This is a genomic window from Paenibacillus sp. WG02 (genome assembly GCF_055396115.1).
Genome location: NZ_AP036016.1, coordinates 949,530 through 970,888, shown reverse-complemented (window position 1 = coordinate 970,888; position 21,359 = coordinate 949,530). Strand labels below are relative to the sequence as shown.

Genomic DNA, 21,359 nt, shown 5'->3' with positions numbered 1-21,359 from the left:
GGAGAGGAACGTTCTACTCCTTGCGCGAATTAAAAAAGAAGTAAATTCAGAAAGGATGATAGCTGCTATGCCTCATGCGCGTTTCCGCATTCTTACTTACACCGCGATGCTCATCTGTCTGCTCTCAGCAGCCCTTATCTTCCCAGCATCTACTTCCGCACAAGGTACCGTTCAAACCCAAAGCCGAACGATTGCTTATAATGGCAAGTCGTTTACTGTACAATGGGTCACCGTCGATCTCACCGATCCTTACTTGCGCGTTAAGCCTGTAACGGCTGAGGACGGCATTGGTCATGATGAGCCCTTCTCCTCCATGTTAACGAGGAACCATGCAATTGCAGGGATCAATGGGACTTTTTTTGACGCCTATGAAAAGGATGATACCCAGCGCTACCCGAATGGTTTACTCATTGGCTCTGGTAAAATCATGCACTCCGGCGTTAATCCTGCCCTTCTCGTTCATGCCGACAAAACCGCTAGCTTACAGCGAATCCAAACGGAGCACCAAATAAGCGTTACTCATCAGAGCAAAGCCTACACATTCACAGCTTGGGGTGTGAACAAATATTACGGTGATTCCGCCAATGATCAAGTCGTCTGGTACACGCGCGCCTTTGGGCCGACTATCGATTTTCCTAACTCAACCAAAGTTGTCCTCCGCGAGGGCAAAGTTACAGCCGTAACGACGCAAAGTGTCGATATGCCAGAAGATGGACAAGTGTTCCTACTCGGAAATAGTGCCAATAATAAGACACACGTGCTGCCTAATATCCATATTGGCGATACCGTGAAGCTGACTTCATCACTTCATAATCAAGATACCGGAGCAAGCTCCATGCTTACATCGGTTGATGCTGCTATTGGAGCAGGACCTCATCTGCTTACCAATGGCGCTGTTGATTTGGACTTTGAACGGGATGGCTTTACCGATCCAAAAATCACAACGAGTGCGAACGTACGCAGCTTCATTGGGTTAGACGCTTCCCATCAATTTGTCATGGGGACACTTTCCACAGCTACGGTGGCAGATATGGCGCAGGTTCTTCTAAAGCTAGGTTTAACAGATGCGATGAATATGGATGGTGGTGCAAGTTCATCCCTGTATGCAAATGGCTCCATGCTGCGAAGTCCCGGTAGGGCGCTGAGCAATGCACTTGTCGTTGAGCGTCTAGATCATCCACAAATCCAATTAGAGGTAAATGGACAATTCGTACATGAGTTCAGAGGGTATTTATTGCAAGAAACAAGTATGGTACCCTTCCGGGGCATTCTAGAAAGAATTGGTGCTAAATTCGAATGGAACGGGACAACTCGTACATTAGCCGTTCATCATGGTTCTACTAATCTTGAGCTTCGGCCGGATCATTCCGTGATGACGGTGAATGGGCAATCGGTCGTACTCCCTGAAGCTCCTACCATACTAGATGGTCATATTTATATGCCCTTACGAGCCATTATTGAATCCTTAGGCGGACAGATCCAGTGGGATCCACAGCTTTACCGGGTTTCACTTCGTTTTTAGTGCACGCGATTCATTCGTACAATTCGGTAATACAGTTGGCTGCTCACCTCTTGCTCCACTTCCAAATAACCTTCCACATGCACATAATCACCCAATATAAAGGTGGAGGCATCGGCAGACCCGGAGTGTGTTAGAAAGAGGAGAGCGGCTTTATCATTTCCAACCACGAATCCCGTTTGCTCATTCACTTGAAACTTATCTAGAACCGTCCCATGGTGCGACCTTGCGATATGATGAAAGCGCCAAGACTGATCCTCTTTTATTAGAAAATAAAGCACGCGATTTCGCTGATTATTACTGAATTCCCTCGTCACGCCAATCATGCAAACCTTCTCGCCTATGCGAAGATACTCATCGACAACATACGATTTCAATCGCAATCGATGCACATTTTTATGCTGAATATAGGCTTCCATCTCTTCAATCGACCTTTGATCCTTCGGATCCTGTTTCGTTGCGTAAAAGACTTCTTTTATAAACGTATCCGTCTGTAAGCTTCTAGCCCCTTTGAATTGATTATACGTAAGGAAAAATCGATCAATGACTCCCCGAATCTCCTCTGGTATGGCAGGACCTTTTTCCACGATATACATGCTATTTGCTTTATTCGAATGTCTTTTTTTATAAAACCAACTTTTCCAGACACTTAATTGCATGCGGTTCGTGTCACCTGCTTTCTTCCAAACATTTCTTCATTATAGGCTAAAAACCATAAAATTTCGATAAAAATCGCAATATTTCGCATAAAAAAAGAACATCTGCCTTCTATGCTTTCATTCGAAAGATTCATAGAAAACAAATGCCCATGGAATTAATCCTTTTTTCACCACATGGCTTACTTACAAAACTCTTTTGGCTCCCACATATCTGGATCCCCAGTATGAACTGGCGAGACTATCTATCCTTACACCTCTTGACGTTGTCGCCGAAATGAATTGATCATTTCCCAGATAAATCCCTACGTGGTTCACACTTCCTGCAGCAAAAAACACAAGATCTCCAGCCTTCAAGTCCATAACCCTGGTTCCTGCTTCATCGTACATTTGGACCGCAGTTCTGGGTAGATCAATACCTTTAGCTTCGTACAAATAGCGTACAAATCCGGAACAATCAAACCCTCTGGGTGTTGTGCCTCCCCAAACGTATGGCGTTCCCATGAACGTATTTGCTGTTTGCACGATTTGATCAGACATGGACGGTATAACTGCCGCTGCTACCTTTGGAGCTGGTGCTGGTGCTGGTGGCGGTGCAATCCAAGCTGGTTTGTGCGACTTGCCATCGACATTCACCATTGCAATACGATTCGCCTCATTCCATTCAATCGGAGAACCGAATGTTTCAGTGATGAAACGTAAGGGTACATAAGTATTACCTTGATAAAGCGTCGGACTGCTTTCCAGACTAATCTTCTTGCTGTTAACGATCGCTTGCTTCTCGTCGGTTGTCAGTTGAATCATCTGCTGCTTGTTCACCAACGTGACCACAATTTCGCTTTCTTGCTTCGCCCAGCCTACTTGATAACCCAATTTCTCAGATAATACGCGTAGAGGAACTTGCAATGTTCCTGTGTTGTCAATAAATGGCTGTACTTCTGGGAACTGAACCAACTCATCATTGACCTGGACTTTTACATTAGATGCAGATGATGCTGCTTGAACCGATGGAGCCGTAAACATGGATACTGCTGCGCAAACAAGTGCGCATGAACAAATAAAGCTTTTTGTAAAAAGTTTCAAAAATTGTTCCTCCTTGAAGCCTCCGAGGTTAGTTGACGGGTTCGGGAAGAGGTTTCCCTAGCGCGCTCAGTTTATTAAAACAGCTGAGCATTCATTCACCCCAAATAAAGAAGTCCCCCGTACCAGAGCTTTTGCTGCTCCGAGATTCGGCATTTTTTGTCTATGTTAGACTAGCATAATTTGACTGTTAGTTTCAACTTTTGCGCAGTGGTAATAGTATCCAAGAAATTATAAGTGCAAGACAAAATCTGAAATAAAGGAGGCAATCAACAGAACGGCCATGACTCCCCCTGCAAGATGTGCACGCCATATGAAGTTATCGTCTGGTGTCTTATATTTTGACAGTTTAGCGGTATTACGAAGTGTGCGAAAGTAAAGAATAGCCCCTACAATCACGAGAATAATCTCAATAGCCGCACTCACCCACGGCCACTGCCACAGACTAAATCCTACTAATGGAAGTCCTCCAACATTCCCCGGTAAGAATGGCATATCTGCACGATGAACGAGAAGATCAAGTATCCAGTGACTGAAGGTAAGCACTCCTATAGCTGCGCCTCCTCTTTTCCCCCATAATTTCCAAGCCAATAATCCCGATAAGATAGCAATGAGCAGCGCCCCAACTAATGAGTGTGTGTAATCAGCGTGAATAATCCCTTCCCCATAACCCGTACCCAGGCTTGTATCGATCGTTTCAATACTAGAAAGAAATAAGGGTACAAATACAACGTCAAGCAGCTGAGTACTAAGTATGAGCGCCCAGATCGGCACCTCCGGTGTTCTTGCTTTCAATGCTGCAGCAAGCCCAAAATGTCCAGCAAACATTTACATTCCCTCCCTTTTCGAACGCTTGAGAACACGGCTTTCAAGCCATCCACCTAAAACTGTAAATAAGAGCATAAATACAATAAATGACATGTCGAGACCCATTCCTTTCTGAATACTAATATAATTAGTATTTTAACTAATATAATTAGTTTATGCAAGTGCTTTTTCAGCACAAAAAAGAAGAAGCCTGAACGTCATCGTTCAAGCTTCGATTTCATGCATATGTGATTATGTCTTGAGACATGTCTAATTCGATATCGGTCCACGTCCGTTTCAATGCGATAATGTTGAAATTATCACTTTGAGAAGTTATTACGCTTTTGATTTCGCTTGTTGAATGATTCCTCTATTCGCTCCCATTAGAACCAGGTCAGACCGCCATTGAATCTCCAGAGTAATAAAGTGACTGGCTCCGTACGAAAATCAGTTGTCAGAGTCACAGGCTTGGATTAGCCTTGGCAAGTGAATCATGCAAAAAGTACATCAAATTTCATAACAATGATCTCATTTCTCAATATTCCTGCATTTTGTACATCAAAATCAGCTGAATTCGAACGTTTGGGCTCACTTTGGGAGATTTTGCTGTACTTTCTGCAGCTTCTGCCTCTCAAAAGTACGTTTATATTCAAAATACATGCACTTTTTGCATCTGTATTAGCTCAAAATCAGGCTCATCTACTCCGTTGAATTCAAGGACCGCTTGCTTGTCCTCCACGGGTTATCCTTCGATGCCTTCACGTACGGGATGCTAGTTCTTTTCAGCTTATCCTTAAATTTTCACCGGTGTGATGCACGTCCTACTCGGGTTTAACCTTCGAAGCCGTCACGTATGGTCGAACCCCTGCGGATTCTCATCCCTTCCCGCACAAACAACTAAAGTTGTACTACGTACAACTTTAATCAACCAAATCAAGCATTTTCTCTGCACATGTTGCAAAAAATGCAACAATTTAGACCCAAAGTGGCCTTTTAGTACGAATTAAGGCTAAATTGTTGTACAGCATACAACATCTCTTGCTTAGAGAGTAGAAAGCCAAAGAAATTGTTGCACGAAGTACAACTTCCCACTTATAGACAAGAAAAAGCACTCATACAGGCTTCCTAAATCCGACCGCCCCCTTCACCCTAAACCATACAGCGAACCCAACCGCGTTAAATAGGGTGGAATCCCTTCGTTTACCCCAAAAGAAAAAAAACCACCCGAAGGTGGTCTTTCTTTCACTTGCTGTTAAGCGGGCGGCGGGAATCGAACCCGCGCGATCAGCTTGGAAGGCTGAAGTTCTACCATTAAACTACGCCCGCGTATTAATAAAGGGATTGATGGTCGGGACGACACGATTTGAACATGCGACCCCCTGCTCCCAAAGCAGGTGCTCTACCAAGCTGAGCTACGTCCCGATGCGTTTTATGAAAATGGCGCGCCCTGAGAGATTCGAACTCCCGACCTTTTGATTCGTAGTCAAATACTCTATCCAGCTGAGCTAAGGGCGCAAATGAGTTGGAGCGGAAGACGGGGATCGAACCCGCGACCCTCGCCTTGGCAAGGCGATGCTCTACCGCTGAGCCACTTCCGCATCGTATAATTGCATGTCATTCTCGCTAACGTTTCTCCGAGGCGACAAGGAATAATATATCAGGAATTGAGGACAAATGCAAATGTTTTTTCTTACCTTTTTTTATTTGATGAAAATACCGCCAAACGGCAGTACTTCTCTGGCAATGCGGCGCAGTAAACTGTCATTTTTCATATGCTCATCTAATTTGCGATCTGGCTTACAGGGCTGCATGAGAACGTGACCATGTCCCGTTATTTCCCAATGATAATTCATATGCTGACTGGCCAATGTATTGCCGTACACACATAGACGCAGCTGAGCGTTCCGCGGATAGGCAACAAGACAGCTTGTATCGACATATAAGGGCTGCTTGGCATCCAATGCCATTTGATAAATCGGTCCTGCAGTCAGAAGTCCTAGTTTGCCTGGACCTTTAAACTGCATTTTCACGAAATCCTGCGTAATCAGTGTATTCTTAACATTTTGCAGATGAGAAGAGTAGCTGACTCCCTCTGTGTAAAACAAAACATGTCGGAATTCATACAGAAGATCATCATCCGTTCCTATAGGTATAACAGCCATGCTATAGCCTTCAGGCAGCCCTAGCATGACATTGGCAGGACCATGCAGCCGTGACTGGACAAAACGCTTCTTCCTATACATACTCGGCAACTTCATGAAAGAATCTTCTCTCTGCTCAGACTTCCCTTGAAAAGCGACAATTTGGCTCGGATGCAGCACATGAACAGACTCATTCTGTTCGATGCGCAACGTGGCTATCTTCGCATGTGAGCTTACTTCCTCGAAAGATACCTCCATACACACCGGACCCCCTCATAGACTACATCTATCTCATTCCGCGCTTCTGTCTCCGCCAAACCATGAATCGAAACACGCGGCCAAGCACAAAATAAAAAACAATTAGCAAAACAGCCGTCACAACCATATAGGTTAATTTCCGATTTCGCTTATCTTTATCTAAAGCAACTTGTTCCATGGCCTTCAAACGTTCTTGCAATTGTTCATTTTCCCTTTTAAGCGTTTCGTTTTGCCCTAGAAGCCGTTCCTCAGTTTCTTGCGAATGCCGTATGGCTTCGGAAAGCTTGTCCTTCTGATCCTCTAATTGCTGCTTCGTACTCTCATAGTCTTTCTGAATTTGTTGCACATTCTCTGGCAATTGATAGATGTCTTTCACCCGATCTAGCCACGAGGCTTGGACAGCAGAAGCTGGATACATAAATCCGAACAAGATAACAAGGATGCCAAAGACTTTTACAGCCCCCGCCAAATATCGTGTCTGCATCTGCCGTTCCTCCCCATATTCATATCGACATATTCTTCTATTTTACAGCAAAAGTCACCCCTTCACCACTTCTGCAGCAGCTATTGGATATCGCAAGATCGTCTTCATTTTCGAAGGATCTACTTTTCTCGGGTCTGATAAATAAATCTCATGATGGAGGCCGCGGATGCATTGACTATGTTCAGCTAAGAAATCCTCGATTTGCTTCAAAGTTTCCGGTTCTGTTGCATAGGGCCCCACATGAAGCATTTGCACACACGTTCCCTCATGCAAGGTTTCATACTTGATATCCGAAATAACGTTCAGTCCCTTTTTCTTCGACATCGCGGTTGAAAGGGCTTCTTCGACACTTTCTGCCCTCACATAATCAGGCATTCGAATCAATAGCTTCCAGTTCCACTCATCCCTTGGTACATCTAGGGCTTTTCTATCCCCATCCACCCACCATAAGCCCTCCAGCTTGGCCACAGTAAAGTCTTTCTCCTCTTTCTTATAAATACCTTTGATGCTGTAGGAAAGCGTGTAAAGTGCTTCAGTGGCATTTGAGAAGGCTATGTCATCCGGATCCCCTTGTCCTTGAATTGTGACATACCAGATAGGATCAAATTCGACCCATTGCGGTTTCGTGGGAGCTGTGTAATAGCTTTTATACGTTCTAGCTAAATCTAACTTATCCATGCTGCACATCCTTCACATTTTTCTCCTAGTATATAAAAGGATTCCTGACAGCTGCATGTCAGCAAACATAAAAAAACTTACCCTTCGCCAAATTTCGCGAAACAGGTAAGTCTCAACCTCATAAAAAGTCGTATGTAATTATTCCGCTGCTGGTGGCGTGAACGAACGCTGAGCAAACTCCGCATCCAACATGAAGAAGGCGTTACTGTCTTTATCAATACGTTTCAATTTATTAATAATGCTGTCGAACATGGCTTCTTCCTCTACCTGCTCATCAATGAACCATTTCAAGAACTGCATAGTCGCATGTTCTCTATCGTTCAATGCCAGGTCTGATAGATGATAAATACGTCTTGTTACTTCTTGCTCGTGTTGATAAGCATGTTCAAAAGCATCTAAGATCGATTTGTACTCATTGACAGGCGTATCCATACCGGCAAAGCTAACCTTTTTTCCACGGTCATTTATGAATTTGAAAATTTTCATCGCATGGAATTTCTCTTCCTCAGCTTGTACAATAAAAAAGTTGGAAAAGCCGTCTAAGCTTTCCGCAGCACAATAACCAGCAATAGCCAAGTAGACGTGCGCGGAGTAAAACTCATAGTTCATCTGCTCATTGAGCGCTTCTGTAAGTGTATCGTTTAACATAGATGCACACACCTTTCTGTATGGTTATCTCTTGCGTATTCCCCATATATACAAGATTACCAGAACTCCGCATACAAATACAAACGGAAGAAACAATTTTAGAAGGGTTAGGTTCAAGCCATCACGCTTTCTGCCCTGGATTCAGCAATAATTTGTTTGATCTGAGCATAAAGTAAGTCAGGCGAAGCTGCGCACAGCAGTTCCTTTTTACCGATCATGGCGATACATTCTTTTTTACAATGCTTACAATTGCCTAAGCAATCTTTCTTTTTTTGCTTTAGGTCTGGATATTCATTTTTCAGGGACTTATATATTTGTTTGGATCCGAATTTTTCATTTCTACAGCAGTATTTAATCGTTTTCAATTCGATCTCTCCCCGCCATCGTCATTTACCACTATCCTTGATATTAGTGATAATAATAATCAATGTCAACTTAAAATTGGGTGAGCTTGTACAAAAAAAGAGTTTTCCTTAGTCCTCATAAAGGATTAAAGAAAACTCTTTGGGATGCGGTCAAGAGGACTCGAACCTCCACGGGGGGTTAGCCCACACGGACCTGAACCGTGCGCGTCTGCCAATTCCGCCATGACCGCGAAATCAGGGATCTTTAGACATTAGTCTAAAGATCCCTGTACTTACTGAGTCATGTAGGATTCGAACCTACGACACCCTGATTAAAAGTCAGGTGCTCTACCAACTGAGCTAATGACTCATGTCCAGAAATAAAAAAATGGCGGAGCTGACGGGATTCGAACCCGCGGTCTCCTGCGTGACAGGCAGGCATGTTGGGCCACTACACCACAGCTCCACACTATGTAAAACAACTCTCAGAAAGAGTTTGGTTGCGGGGGCAGGATTTGAACCTGCGGCCTTCGGGTTATGAGCCCGACGAGCTACCGGGCTGCTCCACCCCGCGACATTACTAGCATGATATTTGATTAGGAATATATGGTGGAGGCTGACGGGATCGAACCGCCGACCCTCTGCTTGTAAGGCAGATGCTCTCCCAGCTGAGCTAAGCCTCCATGGGATAAAACTAGAAAATTGATGGTGACCCGTAGGGGACTCGAACCCCTGTTACCTCCGTGAAAGGGAGGTGTCTTAACCACTTGACCAACGGGCCGCGTAAACAGGCTTTTCTTATGTAAAAGTTATTGGTGGCGGAGAGAGAGGGATTTGAACCCTCGAGACGCTTGTGACGCCTACACGATTTCCAATCGTGCTCCTTCGGCCAGCTCGGACACCTCTCCATGAAAAGCCTGATATGTTATAAAAAATGGCTCCCCGAACAGGACTCGAACCTGTGACAACTCGATTAACAGTCGAGTGCTCTACCAACTGAGCTATCAGGGAAAACTGCTTGGCAACGTTCTACTCTCCCAGAACCCTGCGGTTCAAGTACCATCGACGCTGGAGGGCTTAACGGTCGTGTTCGAGATGGGAACGCGTGGGTCCCCTCCGCCATCATCACCAAACAGTCAAAGCGTGTTTGCGCCTTGAAAACTAGATACGAAACTTGCGTAAAGGTTTGAATTGCTTAGGTTTTCTGGGCCCCAATCAAGTATTCGGAATTCGCTACAAAGCTTATCTTCACTTGGTTGGGAATTGGTTAAGCCCTCGACCGATTAGTATTCGTCAGCTGCATGCATTGCTGCACTTCCACCTCGAACCTATCAACCTCGTCGTCTACAAGGGGTCTTACATACTGGGAAATCTCATCTTGAGGGGGGCTTCGCGCTTAGATGCTTTCAGCGCTTATCCCCTCCGTACATAGCTACCCAGCGATGCCTCTGGCGAGACAACTGGTACACCAGCGGTACGTCCATCCCGGTCCTCTCGTACTAAGGACAGCTCCTCTCAAATTTCCTACGCCCGCGACAGATAGGGACCGAACTGTCTCACGACGTTCTGAACCCAGCTCGCGTACCGCTTTAATGGGCGAACAGCCCAACCCTTGGGACCTACTTCAGCCCCAGGATGCGATGAGCCGACATCGAGGTGCCAAACCTCCCCGTCGATGTGGACTCTTGGGGGAGATAAGCCTGTTATCCCCAGGGTAGCTTTTATCCGTTGAGCGATGGCCCTTCCATTCGGTACCACCGGATCACTAAGTCCGACTTTCGTCCCTGCTCGACTTGTAGGTCTCGCAGTCAAGCTCCCTTATGCCTTTGCACTCTGCGAATGATTTCCAACCATTCTGAGGGAACCTTTAAACGCCTCCGTTACATTTTAGGAGGCGACCGCCCCAGTCAAACTGCCCACCTGACACTGTCCCCATACCGGTTTACGGTACCAGGTTAGAACTCCGATACGATCAGGGTGGTATCCCAACGGCGCCTCCACCCAAGCTGGCGCTCAGGCTTCAAAGGCTCCCACCTATCCTGTACAGATCGTACCAAAGTCCAATATCAAGCTGCAGTAAAGCTCCATGGGGTCTTTCCGTCTTGTCGCGGGTAACCTGCATCTTCACAGGTATTAAAATTTCACCGGATCTCTCGTTGAGACAGCGCCCAAGTCGTTACGCCATTCGTGCGGGTCAGAATTTACCTGACAAGGAATTTCGCTACCTTAGGACCGTTATAGTTACGGCCGCCGTTTACTGGGGCTTCAATTCATAGCTTCGGGGTTGCCCCCTAACCACTCCTCTTAACCTTCCAGCACCGGGCAGGCGTCAGCCCGTATACTTCGCCTTGCGGCTTCGCACAGACCTGTGTTTTTGCTAAACAGTCGCTTGGGCCTTTTCACTGCGGCCCCCTCGGGCTATTCACCCTACCGAGGCACCCCTTCTCCCGAAGTTACGGGGTCATTTTGCCGAGTTCCTTAACGAGAGTTCTTCCGCGCGCCTTAGAATTCTCTTCTCACCCACCTGTGTCGGTTTGCGGTACGGGCACCTTCGCCTGGCTAGAAGCTTTTCTTGGCAGTGTGAACTCATGACCTTCGGTACTTAAAGTTTCCCTCCCCATCACAGCCCAGCCTTACGGTTAGCGGATTTGCCTACTAACCAGCCTCACTGCTTGGACGAGCATCCATCAGCTCGCGTCACTATCCTTCTGCGTCACTCCATCGCTCATAACGGCTACGGTGGTACAGGAATTTCCACCTGTTGTCCATCGACTACGCCTTTCGGCCTCGCCTTAGGTCCCGACTTACCCTGAGCGGACGAGCCTTCCTCAGGAACCCTTAGGTTTTCGGCGGATCAGATTCTCACTGATCTTTTCGTTACTTATACCGGCATTCTCACTTGTATGCGCTCCACCTGTCCTTACGGTCAGAATTCAACGTACATACAACGCTCCCCTACCCATGCACAAAGTGCAAGCCATAGCTTCGGTGGCGTGTTTAGCCCCGTTACATTTTCGGCGCAGAGTCACTCGACCAGTGAGCTATTACGCACTCTTTCAATGGTGGCTGCTTCTAAGCCAACATCCTGGTTGTCTGTGCAACTCCACATCCTTTCCCACTTAACACACACTTGGGGACCTTAGCTGATGGTCTGGGCTGTTTCCCTTTTGACAATGGATCTTAGCACTCACTGTCTGACTCCCGGATTTAAGTTTGTGGCATTCAGAGTTTGACTGGACTTGGTAACCCTTGGCGGGCCCCGCACCCAATCAGTGCTTTACCTCCACAACTCAACATCCGAGGCTAGCCCTAAAGCTATTTCGGGGAGAACCAGCTATCTCCGAGTTCGATTGGAATTTCTCCGCTACCCCCACCTCATCCCCGCATTTTTCAACATGCGTGGGTTCGGGCCTCCAGTGAGTGTTACCTCACCTTCACCCTGGACAGGGGTAGATCACACGGTTTCGGGTCTACGTCCACGTACTCAAGCGCCCTATTCAGACTCGCTTTCGCTGCGGCTCCGCCTTTTCAGCTTAACCTCGCACGGGAACGTAACTCGCCGGTTCATTCTACAAAAGGCACGCCATCACACATATAGAGTGCTCTGACTTTTTGTAAGCACACGGTTTCAGGTTCTTTTTCACTCCGCTTCCGCGGTGCTTTTCACCTTTCCCTCACGGTACTGCTTCACTATCGGTCACTAGGGAGTATTTAGCCTTGGCAGATGGTCCTGCCGGATTCCGACGGGGTTTCACGTGACCCGCCGTACTCAGGATACCTCTAGGGGTTTCGTTCGATTTTGGCTACAGGGCTTTTACCTTCTATGCCGGACCTTTCCAGATCGCTTCGCCTACCGAACTAACCCCATATCGAGGTCCTACAACCCCAAGGAGCAAGCTCCTTGGTTTGGGCTATTCCGCTTTCGCTCGCCGCTACTGACGGAATCACTTTTGTTTTCTTTTCCTCCAGGTACTTAGATGTTTCAGTTCCCTGGGTATGCCTCCAATGCAGCTATGTATTCACTGCATGGTAACTGCGCATTACCACAGCTGGGTTCCCCCATTCGGACATCCCCGGATCAAAGCCTGCTTACGGCTCCCCGAGGCATTTCGTCGTTCGCCACGTCCTTCTTCGGCTCCTAGTGCCTAGGCATCCTCCGTGTGCTCTTTCTAGCTTAACCACTAAAAAAAGTTATTGATTCTTGTATAGTCCGAAGACTACACAAACCTAAGTTCTTACTTTACGTTTTGTATCGTTATCTAGTTTTCAAGGAACAAAAGTTGAAGGTAAATTTATCCTTCAAAACTGAACACGAGTGAGTAAGCTGTTTTGTGCTTTCGCACTTGACTGGTCTTATCAAGACCGAGTCTCCATAGAAAGGAGGTGATCCAGCCGCACCTTCCGATACGGCTACCTTGTTACGACTTCACCCCAATCATCTACCCCACCTTCGGCGGCTGGCTCCCTTGCGGGTTACCCCACCGACTTCGGGTGTTGTAAACTCTCGTGGTGTGACGGGCGGTGTGTACAAGACCCGGGAACGTATTCACCGCGGCATGCTGATCCGCGATTACTAGCAATTCCGACTTCATGCAGGCGAGTTGCAGCCTGCAATCCGAACTGAGATCGGCTTTTAAGGATTGGCTCCACCTCGCGGCTTCGCTTCCCGTTGTACCGACCATTGTAGTACGTGTGTAGCCCAGGTCATAAGGGGCATGATGATTTGACGTCATCCCCACCTTCCTCCGGTTTGTCACCGGCAGTCATCTTAGAGTGCCCACCCAAAGTGCTGGCAACTAAGATCAAGGGTTGCGCTCGTTGCGGGACTTAACCCAACATCTCACGACACGAGCTGACGACAACCATGCACCACCTGTCTTGGGTACTCCGAAGAGGGGCACTATCTCTAGTGCTTACACCCAGATGTCAAGACCTGGTAAGGTTCTTCGCGTTGCTTCGAATTAAACCACATACTCCACTGCTTGTGCGGGTCCCCGTCAATTCCTTTGAGTTTCACTCTTGCGAGCGTACTCCCCAGGCGGCATACTTACTGTGTTAACTTCGGCACCGAGGAATCGAATCCCCAACACCTAGTATGCATCGTTTACGGCGTGGACTACCAGGGTATCTAATCCTGTTTGCTCCCCACGCTTTCGCGCCTCAGCGTCAGTTATAGGCCAGAAAGTCGCCTTCGCCACTGGTGTTCCTCCACATCTCTACGCATTTCACCGCTACACGTGGAATTCCACTTTCCTCTCCTACACTCAAGTCAACCAGTTTTGGATGCGAACCGGGGTTGAGCCCCGGGCTTAAACACCCAACTTAATTGACCGCCTGCGCGCGCTTTACGCCCAATAATTCCGGACAACGCTTGCCCCCTACGTATTACCGCGGCTGCTGGCACGTAGTTAGCCGGGGCTTTCTTCTCCTATACCGTCACACAAAGAGCAGTTACTCTCCTTGCTGTTCGTCTAGGGCAACAGAGCTTTACGATCCGAAAACCTTCATCACTCACGCGGCGTTGCTCCGTCAGACTTGCGTCCATTGCGGAAGATTCCCTACTGCTGCCTCCCGTAGGAGTCTGGGCCGTGTCTCAGTCCCAGTGTGGCCGTTCACCCTCTCAGGTCGGCTACGCATCGTCGCCTTGGTAGGCCGTTACCCTACCAACTAGCTAATGCGCCGCAGGCCCATCTATAAGCCACAGATTGCTCCGTGTTTCATAATTCTCTCATGCGAGAAAACCAATTATCCGGTCTTAGCTATCGTTTCCGATAGTTATCCCGATCTTATAGGCAGGTTACCTACGTGTTACTCACCCGTCCGCCGCTAGCTTACCCCGAAGGATAAACCCGCTCGACTTGCATGTATTAGGCACGCCGCCAGCGTTCGTCCTGAGCCAGGATCAAACTCTCCATAATAGTAAAACTATTTGAAAGCTTAATTGCTCATTTGCGTTGCTAGCGAGATTTTGCAATCTCTTTTCGAACGATTTCTCGTTCGTGCTTACTCACTCGTTGTTCAGTTTTCAAAGATCAATTTCTTTCTTTCTCTGCCGTGTTACCGAAGCAGCGAGAAGTAATATACCACAGCTCGTCCATCAATTGCAAGCACTATTTTTCTTGTCAATTTCTGTCGCTCTCTGTCGGAAAGCTATAGTAACATAGGTTGCTGTTTGAATGCAAGTTCCATTTAATGACTCATGGTGATTTGCCGCTTCAAAGCAACGAGGAATAATGTAACACGTAGAGAAACCAAATACAACCCTTTTGGAAATGTTCCATAATTGCAATTGTTTTGAATTGTTCCTACATAAGAGTCCAAACAAAAAGGATGCAGTCCTCTGCATCCTTTGGAGCTAGTATTCCATTCTATCTATAGAAGGAAAATTCAAGGGGGGGGAATCTACAACTCTAGTAAAAGGGTTGCCTTATCTAGCCGATTAGCAACGACTCAGCGCTTAGATTGAAAGAATTCGATTCGCTCTCCGTCTAAACCATTAAAGAAGAAGTATCCGGAGCCATTCGGAAGAGTCGTAATCTCAGTATCCAACTGCTCGACTCCCAATCCTTTGATTCTTGTAAATTCCGCTTCAATGTCATCCACAGTAAAAGCCAAATGGTGAACCTTGCCTTCTTGCGGTAAACCCGCGTTATAACCTTCTATTAATTCAACTTCAGTTTCATTCAATGCTTCAAAGCCAAGAAAACCGAGTTTGATTACACCGTTTGTATGCAGCAAGGTACTTTTGTGTTTAAGTCCAATCACTTCTTCATAGAAACGAATCGACGCTTCCAAGTTCGCTACCATGACACCAACATGCTCCATTTTCAAAACTGCCATCTGTACAAAACCTCCTCTATTCATCTCCTTCTATTGTAACGAAAAGAGTACGAGAGGGCTAGACCGTCTTTAAGTGATAAGGAGCGTTTCCATTTCGCCATCCAACGAGAAGAGCGTTACTTCTTTATTCGTAATATTGACCAAACCAATGTCATCAAATACTTTTCTCACCTGAGCATTGGATAAATGATTCATTATGGTTTGGGCCGCTATCTGTAAATGATCCTGGTACATAGATTCAAAAAACATAAGAACTTCTTTTTCTCCGACAAGGATTTTTGCGTGCATCATCCCATCAACACCCCCAATATCAATGTTTCAATTGTATATTTGGGAATCTAGGAAAGTGTCAGAACTTTATTAGGTTTATGTTAGGTTCGTAGATTTCGCCATAGAAACAAAGTCAGTGTATACTAGAGTATAATGAAGATGAAGTAGGGGAGTACGAAATATGAGATTACTAAAGCTTCTTCAAATCTATGAAGTGGATGGGATTACACCCAAGCATCGATCGGAACGATTCAATTTCGATGAAATTCAAGGGCAGACATTTCGAGAAATGAACCCCACTGAAGTTGGGTGCCCAATGATCTTATCAGGCGTCCATCATTATATACCTTTCAAAACAACTAGAGTTCAAGCAATAGATCGGGACGGATTGGATTTCCGGGTACTGACACGCAATACCATCTATCATTTTGAAGTTTATACGGAACGCCAAGCCACGTAGCCTTTGGAAGGTTAGTGGTTTTTTTGTTCTTTCATATAATAACAATTTCTTTACTTCTCAAAATCTACCATTTCCCCTTATACTAATAGATGGGTTTATTAACCGCGGTTCTATTAATTTGAAGGAGGAATTTTTAACACATGAAAAAAACATTGACTACCCGCCTTACTGCGCTTGCTCTTGTTACCGTTCTTACTAGCTCTTTCGCTAGCAGCCTAGCATTTGCCGAAACAGCAGCCCCCTCTTCTCCCGTTTCAATGAAATCAGATATGCGTCTTGCCATTGATAACGGCGCAATTGAGGGCTACGGGGATACGGACTATCGTGGTGCGAATGCCGCTACTCGCGCTGAAGTGGTAACAATGATTAACCGTGCTGCCAAACTGAAAAGTGCAGATCTTGGTTCTGTCACGTTTACGGACCTTGCGAATTGGCAAAAACAAGCGGTTGCGAATGCCGTCGCTGCTAAACTCATTAGCGGCTTCGCCGACGGAACGTTTCACCCGAACGCTGCCGTTACTCGTCAAGAACTAGCTGAATTGATCGTTAAAGTCGTAACTGGCGGCCAATTGCCAAAAGTGAACGAGAATGTGTTGAACTACTTCAAAGATTCCTCATCCATCGCTAAAGAATCCCGCCCTTATGTCGCTTATGCCGTCATCAGCGGAATTTTCACACCTACCCTTGACGGTAACTTCAACCCAACAGCGGAAGTAACGCGTGATGAAGTAGCTAAGGCGCTTAAGCCTATTTTATTTAAAGTGGTTGATATTTTAACAACGAACGATATTCACGGCAAAATCGAAGTCGGCTTCGATAAAAAGCGTAATCAAGGTCAAGGAGGTATCGAAACACTCGGAGGTATCGTGACTGATTTCCGTGCTGTAAATCCAAAAGGAACAGTCGTTGTTGACGGCGGTGACGCATGGCAAGGTACGCTGATCTCCAATACGACGAATGGTCAATCCGTGATGGATACGATGGCGCAAGTGCAGTATGATGCCGCGGCTATCGGAAACCATGAGTTCGACTTCGGTCGTGACGTTCTGATCGACAATATTAAGAAAGCTAAATTCCCTATTCTAGGGGCAAATATTATCGATGATAAAACGGGTAAACGCGTCGATTGGACACAGCCTTACGTGATTGTTGAAAAAGATGGCCTGAAAATCGGTATCATCGGCTTCGCAACGCCACAAACGACAACAACAACGAAATCAACAAACATTGAAGGCCTTTCCTTTGTAAATCCAGTTCCTATGGCTAAAGAATTGTCTGCAGAGCTGCGCGCTAAAGGTGTCGACATCATTATGGTTACCTCCCACCTACCAGGTGAGCAAAACCAAAAGTCTGCTGAAATCATCAGCGAGCTTGCTGATCTTGCAAAAGGCACTGGGAATGGTACTCTAGATGCGATCGTTGGCGGTCACTCCCACATGCGCGTTGCCGGTATCGTGAATGGTATTCCAGTTGTTGAGGCTCAAAGCTGGCTGTATGCGGTTGGGCACATTCAACTATTTGTAGACAAATCCACAAAGCAAGTCGTATCTTCGAACGCAAGCTTGCTAGAAACATATACGAACCTAACAACGGCTGATGCGAAGATTCACCAAACGGTTGAAGATTATAAAGCCAAAATTTCGGCGAAATCCGGAGAAGTTGAAGTTGTTGCTGCAGAGCCGCTAACTCGTAAATCTTTCCGTTTTGATGTCAATGGCGGAGTTGATCGTGACGGTGCTTCCCAATTAGGAAACAGCATCACAGATGCTATGCGTGCTTCTGAGAAATCCGATATTGCTTTCACTAATATTGGTGGTATTCGCGCTGATGTTGACAAAGGCGAGCTGACGTATGGCAAAATGTTTGAAGTGTTCCCTTTCGGCAATTACAACGTTACAGGTACAATGACTGCTGCGCAAATCAAAAAGGCACTCGAAGTTACGGACAAGTATACGAATCTTCCGGCTATTCAATTCTCAGGCTTAAAAGTAGAATGGGACAGCACGAAGCCACTAGGTGAGAAATATTCCAAAATCACTCTGGTTGATGGCACTCCTGTCTATGTCGATGGCAAGTTTAATACAGACCGCACGTTCAAAGTAACAACCAATGATTTCATGGCTACTGGCAGCGGCGATGGCTTTACCGTATTTGGTGAAGTGAAGGATTGGAAAGATGGCGCCATCATGCTGGACGCTTGGGTGAGTTACGCTAATTCCCTAAAAGCGGCTGGTAAAGAGTTGTCGGTTAAGGACGATGGTCGCGATGTGCGTTTGGATTTGAAGAAATAAGCTATCATTTAATGATCTCATCAAATAAAAAGGACCTTTGACCGCATCCAAGTATGGATAGGGTCAAAGGTCTTTCTATTTGGTCAACCACACACGCATCAGGGACAGCAATTGGCTTAAATTAAGCGGCTTGCTTATATAATCAGAGGCTCCTGCTTGCAGGCAAATGTCTCTATCCTGTTTCATTGCTTTGGCCGTCAAAGCAATGATCGGCACTTTCTCAAATCGGGTATCTTTCCTAATCATTCGCATGGCTTCGTAACCGTCCATCACAGGCATCATAATATCCATAAGTATGAGGTCGATATCTTGATCTTTCTTCATGATTTCCAAACATTCTTGTCCATTATGGGCAACGATAACCAGTATTCCTTCTTTCTCAAAAGCATTGCTTAGTGCGAACACATTCCGAACGTCGTCGTCGACGACAAGCACCTTTCTTCCGCTGAAATTGTTCCTCTCTGCTGGATCAGCAGCTTTCTTATAGGCATCCCTAAGCAGGAAGTCACTTATCATTGGGGAAGTCGCAGCTGCTGCTTCCTTCTGCATGGATTCAGTTTCGTTAAAAGCTTGCTCCAAGGAAGGAACATAAAGCGTGAAGCTGCTGCCTACCCCCTCTTCACTTTGCATCGTAACCCTGCCACCAAGAAGTCGGGCTAATTCACGGCTTATCGATAAACCAAGGCCTGTCCCGCCATATTTACGATTCGTTGTTCCATCCGCTTGGCGAAACGGCTCAAAGATCAATTGCTGCTTCTCAGGAGATATTCCAATCCCTGTATCTTTTACGGATATGGCTAGAACTTGTTTATGTTTAGCCAATGGCAGAACCTCTCTAATCTGCTCCTCGCTGCACATACCCAAATTCACCTGAACGGAGCCCTTGTGTGTAAATTTAAAGGCATTAGAGAGTAGATTTTTAATAATTTGGCTTAATCGTTGCTCATCTGTATAGAAAATGTCTGGAACCTGAACATCGCGTACGATGCTGAAAGTGAGATTTTGCTGTTCAGCCACCTTTGCAAATTGACTTCGCAATATATCAGGAAGCTCGGATACATTCATTTCACAGACGTGAATATCTAATTTGCCGGCTTCAACTTTGGATAGATCAAGAATATCGTTGATCAGATGCAGAAGATCATTTCCTGAAGAATGAATCACACGGGCGTACTCTTGCTCTTCTTTGGTCAACGAACCCTGTTTATTTTCTTGCAGCATTTGGGAAAGGATAAGCACACTATTTAATGGAGTACGGAGTTCGTGTGACATATTCGCCAAAAATTCCGATTTATATTGCGAACTTTGCTGCAGCTGAATCGCATGTTCTTCAAAAGACGCTTTAATATTCTCTAATTCCCGTGACCTTACTTCCGCATAGCGATTCTGTTCTTCCAACTGTTCATTCGTCATGTGCAGTTCTTCTTGCTGTGTTTGAAGTTCTTCCGTCATGATCTGGTATTCTTTTAGAAGCCGCTCAACTTCCACACGCGTTTGCACACTATGTACAATTGTACCTAGTACTTCGAGAATATCTTCAAGCAGCTCAAGCTGCAGCGGAGTAAATTTATCAAAGGAGGCCAGCTCCATAACCGCAATAACTTCATTGTTATGTAAAATAGGTACGATCAGAACACTTTGAGCCTTCGCCGTTCCGAGTCCAGACGCTAGGGTAATGTAACTGTCTGGTACTTTGGTTAGGTGAAACATTCGCTTCTCAACTGCACATTGACCGACTAGTCCTTCACCTAATTGGAAGTGATGAACCCCAATGCCATCGCTCCCCCCCATGACCGCATAAGAAGCCAACTTAACCATAGATTCCTTGCCTTCATAAGAAGAACGAAGATAAAGAAGACCGAAAGAAGCATCAAACAGCTCAGACCGCTTTACTAATAAAGGATTTACCAAGCGTCTCCAGATCCGAAATCCCTTGAAGCATATGTACGACTTCCGTTAATTTTCGCTGCTGCCACTCCATCTCTTCTTGATTCTCAAGCAGAACATTCGTTGCTTCAGCAAGATCCCTCACCTCATCATTTATCGTGACATGTATACGCTTAGAACGATCTCTCTTCGATGAACTTAAATTCATAATACTTCTTGTTACTTGTTTAATCGTCCCTACGATAGATCGGGAAATTAATATTGAAGCCGCTATTGAAAATATAAGAACAAGCGCTAACATGACGAATAAAGACTTAGTAAGCATCTGATTCTGTGCATCTAAGTGCGCCGCTCTTTGCTTCGTAAATCCCATTTCAACACTGCGAAAGCGATCCAACTGTGAGCGGATATCATCAATAATTTGCTTCCCAAGTAAATAGTTATAATCCGAATACTTTTCGTTGCTAGGATTATTTCTTATCGAAGACAGGGAGTTTCCTCCGCTCTGCTGCAGCCATCGTTCGATTGATGCCTTAATAGATGAAAGATTTTGCTCCTGTATGATATTATCTCGCGTTAGCTGACTGAGACGACTGTAGGATTCCCTCCATTTCGACTCTCCTAGGTTGTAGGGTTCTAAATAGCTGAGAATACCCGTAAGTAAATAGCCCCGCTGCCCGCTTTCCATATCCATCACATATTTTTCGATACGATTCGTTTCATTATGGACGGCAAAATCATGCTCGATGATATAATTTCTATCTTTCTGCATGGAGGTCACCTGAAAATTGACTAATACAAATGAAATGGTTAAACAGACAATGATGAACATATACCCAATCATAATCTTGGAACGGATACCAAATCTATTTTTCCCCATCATGCTGCAGTTCCTTCCCCTAGTAAGAATTTTCCTTATACGTTTATTATACTATGTTCTCCAAAAAATGGGATATGGAGATTATCTAGACTTTACTACATTAACGAGGTAATGTA

15 protein-coding genes, 12 tRNA genes, 3 rRNA genes and 1 riboswitch are annotated in these 21,359 nt (G+C 45.7%); of the genes, 3 read left to right on the top strand and 27 right to left on the bottom strand.

The features are described from left to right. The first annotated feature begins 67 nt into the window (after nucleotides 1-67). A complete protein-coding gene (locus tag ACBP55_RS04530; protein ID WP_464650042.1) occupies nucleotides 68-1,522 on the top strand; it encodes a stalk domain-containing protein in 1,455 nt (484 codons plus the stop codon). Here the strand turns inward: ACBP55_RS04530 and ACBP55_RS04525 are convergent. The 25 genes from ACBP55_RS04525 to ACBP55_RS04405 form a co-directional block, all read right to left on the bottom strand. Then, on the bottom strand, nucleotides 1,519-2,178 hold the full coding sequence (locus ACBP55_RS04525; RefSeq protein ID WP_464650040.1) for a hypothetical protein: 660 nt from the start codon (nucleotides 2,176-2,178) through the stop codon (nucleotides 1,519-1,521). The genes ACBP55_RS04530 and ACBP55_RS04525 overlap by 4 nt on opposite strands. A 183-nt stretch (nucleotides 2,179-2,361) precedes the next feature. Continuing rightward, nucleotides 2,362-3,258, bottom strand: a complete 897-nt coding sequence (locus ACBP55_RS04520; RefSeq protein WP_464650038.1) for a C40 family peptidase — start codon at nucleotides 3,256-3,258, stop codon at nucleotides 2,362-2,364. Between the two features lie 2 nt (nucleotides 3,259-3,260). Next, a riboswitch (cyclic di-AMP (ydaO/yuaA leader) is annotated at nucleotides 3,261-3,420 on the bottom strand. 66 nt (nucleotides 3,421-3,486) lie between these two features. Then, complete coding sequence (locus tag ACBP55_RS04515; RefSeq protein ID WP_464650036.1) at nucleotides 3,487-4,083, bottom strand: permease; 597 nt, start codon at nucleotides 4,081-4,083, stop codon at nucleotides 3,487-3,489. A 1,234-nt stretch (nucleotides 4,084-5,317) separates the two neighbouring features. Beyond that, nucleotides 5,318-5,388: transfer RNA gene (locus ACBP55_RS04510), tRNA-Gly, on the bottom strand. 19 nt (nucleotides 5,389-5,407) lie between these two features. Next, a tRNA-Pro gene (locus ACBP55_RS04505) sits at nucleotides 5,408-5,484 on the bottom strand. 16 nt (nucleotides 5,485-5,500) lie between these two features. Continuing rightward, nucleotides 5,501-5,577: transfer RNA gene (locus tag ACBP55_RS04500), tRNA-Arg, on the bottom strand. Between the two features lie 8 nt (nucleotides 5,578-5,585). After that, nucleotides 5,586-5,660 (bottom strand) — tRNA-Gly (locus tag ACBP55_RS04495). 102 nt (nucleotides 5,661-5,762) lie between these two features. Beyond that, nucleotides 5,763-6,461 (bottom strand): AIM24 family protein, encoded by a 699-nt coding sequence (locus ACBP55_RS04490; RefSeq protein ID WP_464650034.1) that lies wholly within the window; start codon nucleotides 6,459-6,461, stop codon nucleotides 5,763-5,765. Between the two features lie 28 nt (nucleotides 6,462-6,489). Further along, nucleotides 6,490-6,945 carry a hypothetical protein gene (locus ACBP55_RS04485; RefSeq protein WP_464650032.1) on the bottom strand — a complete coding sequence of 152 codons (456 nt, stop codon included), beginning with the start codon at nucleotides 6,943-6,945 and terminating at the stop codon, nucleotides 6,490-6,492. Nucleotides 6,946-6,999: 54 nt separating this feature from the next. Further along, nucleotides 7,000-7,623 (bottom strand): GyrI-like domain-containing protein, encoded by a 624-nt coding sequence (locus ACBP55_RS04480; protein ID WP_464650030.1) that lies wholly within the window; start codon nucleotides 7,621-7,623, stop codon nucleotides 7,000-7,002. A 138-nt stretch (nucleotides 7,624-7,761) separates the two neighbouring features. Beyond that, nucleotides 7,762-8,271: a ferritin gene (locus ACBP55_RS04475; protein ID WP_464650028.1), complete on the bottom strand. Its 510-nt coding sequence runs from the start codon at nucleotides 8,269-8,271 to the stop codon at nucleotides 7,762-7,764. Between the two features lie 113 nt (nucleotides 8,272-8,384). Then, nucleotides 8,385-8,636 (bottom strand): DUF1450 domain-containing protein, encoded by a 252-nt coding sequence (locus ACBP55_RS04470; RefSeq protein ID WP_029197887.1) that lies wholly within the window; start codon nucleotides 8,634-8,636, stop codon nucleotides 8,385-8,387. A 145-nt stretch (nucleotides 8,637-8,781) separates the two neighbouring features. Further along, nucleotides 8,782-8,866, bottom strand: a tRNA-Leu gene (locus ACBP55_RS04465). A gap of 46 nt (nucleotides 8,867-8,912) precedes the next feature. Beyond that, nucleotides 8,913-8,985, bottom strand: a tRNA-Lys gene (locus ACBP55_RS04460). 19 nt (nucleotides 8,986-9,004) lie between these two features. Continuing rightward, nucleotides 9,005-9,081: transfer RNA gene (locus ACBP55_RS04455), tRNA-Asp, on the bottom strand. 31 nt (nucleotides 9,082-9,112) lie between these two features. Further along, a tRNA-Met gene (locus ACBP55_RS04450) sits at nucleotides 9,113-9,189 on the bottom strand. Between the two features lie 33 nt (nucleotides 9,190-9,222). Then, nucleotides 9,223-9,298: transfer RNA gene (locus ACBP55_RS04445), tRNA-Val, on the bottom strand. Between the two features lie 23 nt (nucleotides 9,299-9,321). Next, nucleotides 9,322-9,396, bottom strand: a tRNA-Glu gene (locus ACBP55_RS04440). A gap of 35 nt (nucleotides 9,397-9,431) precedes the next feature. After that, nucleotides 9,432-9,523 (bottom strand) — tRNA-Ser (locus tag ACBP55_RS04435). A gap of 27 nt (nucleotides 9,524-9,550) precedes the next feature. After that, nucleotides 9,551-9,626, bottom strand: a tRNA-Asn gene (locus tag ACBP55_RS04430). A 5-nt stretch (nucleotides 9,627-9,631) separates the two neighbouring features. Continuing rightward, nucleotides 9,632-9,748 (bottom strand): 5S ribosomal RNA (gene rrf, locus ACBP55_RS04425). 130 nt (nucleotides 9,749-9,878) lie between these two features. Next, nucleotides 9,879-12,795, bottom strand: a 23S ribosomal RNA gene (locus ACBP55_RS04420). A 196-nt stretch (nucleotides 12,796-12,991) separates the two neighbouring features. Then, nucleotides 12,992-14,533, bottom strand: a 16S ribosomal RNA gene (locus tag ACBP55_RS04415). The 16S, 23S and 5S rRNA genes sit together here with 8 tRNA genes alongside, the layout of an rRNA operon. A 532-nt stretch (nucleotides 14,534-15,065) precedes the next feature. After that, the gene (locus ACBP55_RS04410; protein WP_173190881.1) at nucleotides 15,066-15,455 is read right to left on the bottom strand and encodes a VOC family protein; all 390 of its coding nucleotides are present in this window, start codon (nucleotides 15,453-15,455) and stop codon (nucleotides 15,066-15,068) included. Between the two features lie 69 nt (nucleotides 15,456-15,524). Further along, the gene (locus ACBP55_RS04405) at nucleotides 15,525-15,746 is read right to left on the bottom strand and encodes a hypothetical protein (RefSeq protein WP_464650025.1); all 222 of its coding nucleotides are present in this window, start codon (nucleotides 15,744-15,746) and stop codon (nucleotides 15,525-15,527) included. Between the two features lie 160 nt (nucleotides 15,747-15,906). Here ACBP55_RS04405 and ACBP55_RS04400 point away from each other — a divergent pair, with 160 nt between their 5' ends. Further along, complete coding sequence (locus ACBP55_RS04400; protein WP_029198451.1) at nucleotides 15,907-16,185, top strand: hypothetical protein; 279 nt, start codon at nucleotides 15,907-15,909, stop codon at nucleotides 16,183-16,185. Nucleotides 16,186-16,325: 140 nt separating this feature from the next. Continuing rightward, a complete protein-coding gene (locus tag ACBP55_RS04395; RefSeq protein ID WP_464650023.1) occupies nucleotides 16,326-18,476 on the top strand; it encodes a 5'-nucleotidase C-terminal domain-containing protein in 2,151 nt (716 codons plus the stop codon). Nucleotides 18,477-18,551: 75 nt separating this feature from the next. Here the strand turns inward: ACBP55_RS04395 and ACBP55_RS04390 are convergent, their stop codons facing one another. Both ACBP55_RS04390 and ACBP55_RS04385 read right to left on the bottom strand, forming a co-directional pair. Next, a complete protein-coding gene (locus ACBP55_RS04390; protein WP_464650021.1) occupies nucleotides 18,552-20,387 on the bottom strand; it encodes an ATP-binding protein in 1,836 nt (611 codons plus the stop codon). Continuing rightward, nucleotides 20,356-21,246 carry a CHASE3 domain-containing protein gene (locus ACBP55_RS04385; protein ID WP_464650020.1) on the bottom strand — a complete coding sequence of 297 codons (891 nt, stop codon included), beginning with the start codon at nucleotides 21,244-21,246 and terminating at the stop codon, nucleotides 20,356-20,358. Before ACBP55_RS04385 ends, ACBP55_RS04390 begins: the two co-directional genes overlap by 32 nt. Nucleotides 21,247-21,359: the final 113 nt, after the last annotated feature.

What these genes read in the sequence shown, in the direction of transcription:
- ACBP55_RS04400 (WP_029198451.1), top strand. Translation starts at nt 15,907, where the DNA reads ATGAGATTACTAAAGCTTCTTCAAATCTATGAAGTGGATGGGATTACA.
- ACBP55_RS04530 (WP_464650042.1), top strand. Translation starts at nt 68, where the DNA reads ATGCCTCATGCGCGTTTCCGCATTCTTACTTACACCGCGATGCTCATC.
- ACBP55_RS04480 (WP_464650030.1), bottom strand. Translation starts at nt 7,623, where the DNA reads ATGGATAAGTTAGATTTAGCTAGAACGTATAAAAGCTATTACACAGCT.
- ACBP55_RS04475 (WP_464650028.1), bottom strand. Translation starts at nt 8,271, where the DNA reads ATGTTAAACGATACACTTACAGAAGCGCTCAATGAGCAGATGAACTAT.
- ACBP55_RS04525 (WP_464650040.1), bottom strand. Translation starts at nt 2,178, where the DNA reads ATGCAATTAAGTGTCTGGAAAAGTTGGTTTTATAAAAAAAGACATTCG.
- ACBP55_RS04410 (WP_173190881.1), bottom strand. Translation starts at nt 15,455, where the DNA reads ATGGCAGTTTTGAAAATGGAGCATGTTGGTGTCATGGTAGCGAACTTG.
- ACBP55_RS04515 (WP_464650036.1), bottom strand. Translation starts at nt 4,083, where the DNA reads ATGTTTGCTGGACATTTTGGGCTTGCTGCAGCATTGAAAGCAAGAACA.
- ACBP55_RS04485 (WP_464650032.1), bottom strand. Translation starts at nt 6,945, where the DNA reads ATGCAGACACGATATTTGGCGGGGGCTGTAAAAGTCTTTGGCATCCTT.
- ACBP55_RS04490 (WP_464650034.1), bottom strand. Translation starts at nt 6,461, where the DNA reads ATGGAGGTATCTTTCGAGGAAGTAAGCTCACATGCGAAGATAGCCACG.
- ACBP55_RS04405 (WP_464650025.1), bottom strand. Translation starts at nt 15,746, where the DNA reads ATGATGCACGCAAAAATCCTTGTCGGAGAAAAAGAAGTTCTTATGTTT.
- ACBP55_RS04395 (WP_464650023.1), top strand. Translation starts at nt 16,326, where the DNA reads ATGAAAAAAACATTGACTACCCGCCTTACTGCGCTTGCTCTTGTTACC.
- ACBP55_RS04385 (WP_464650020.1), bottom strand. Translation starts at nt 21,246, where the DNA reads ATGATGGGGAAAAATAGATTTGGTATCCGTTCCAAGATTATGATTGGG.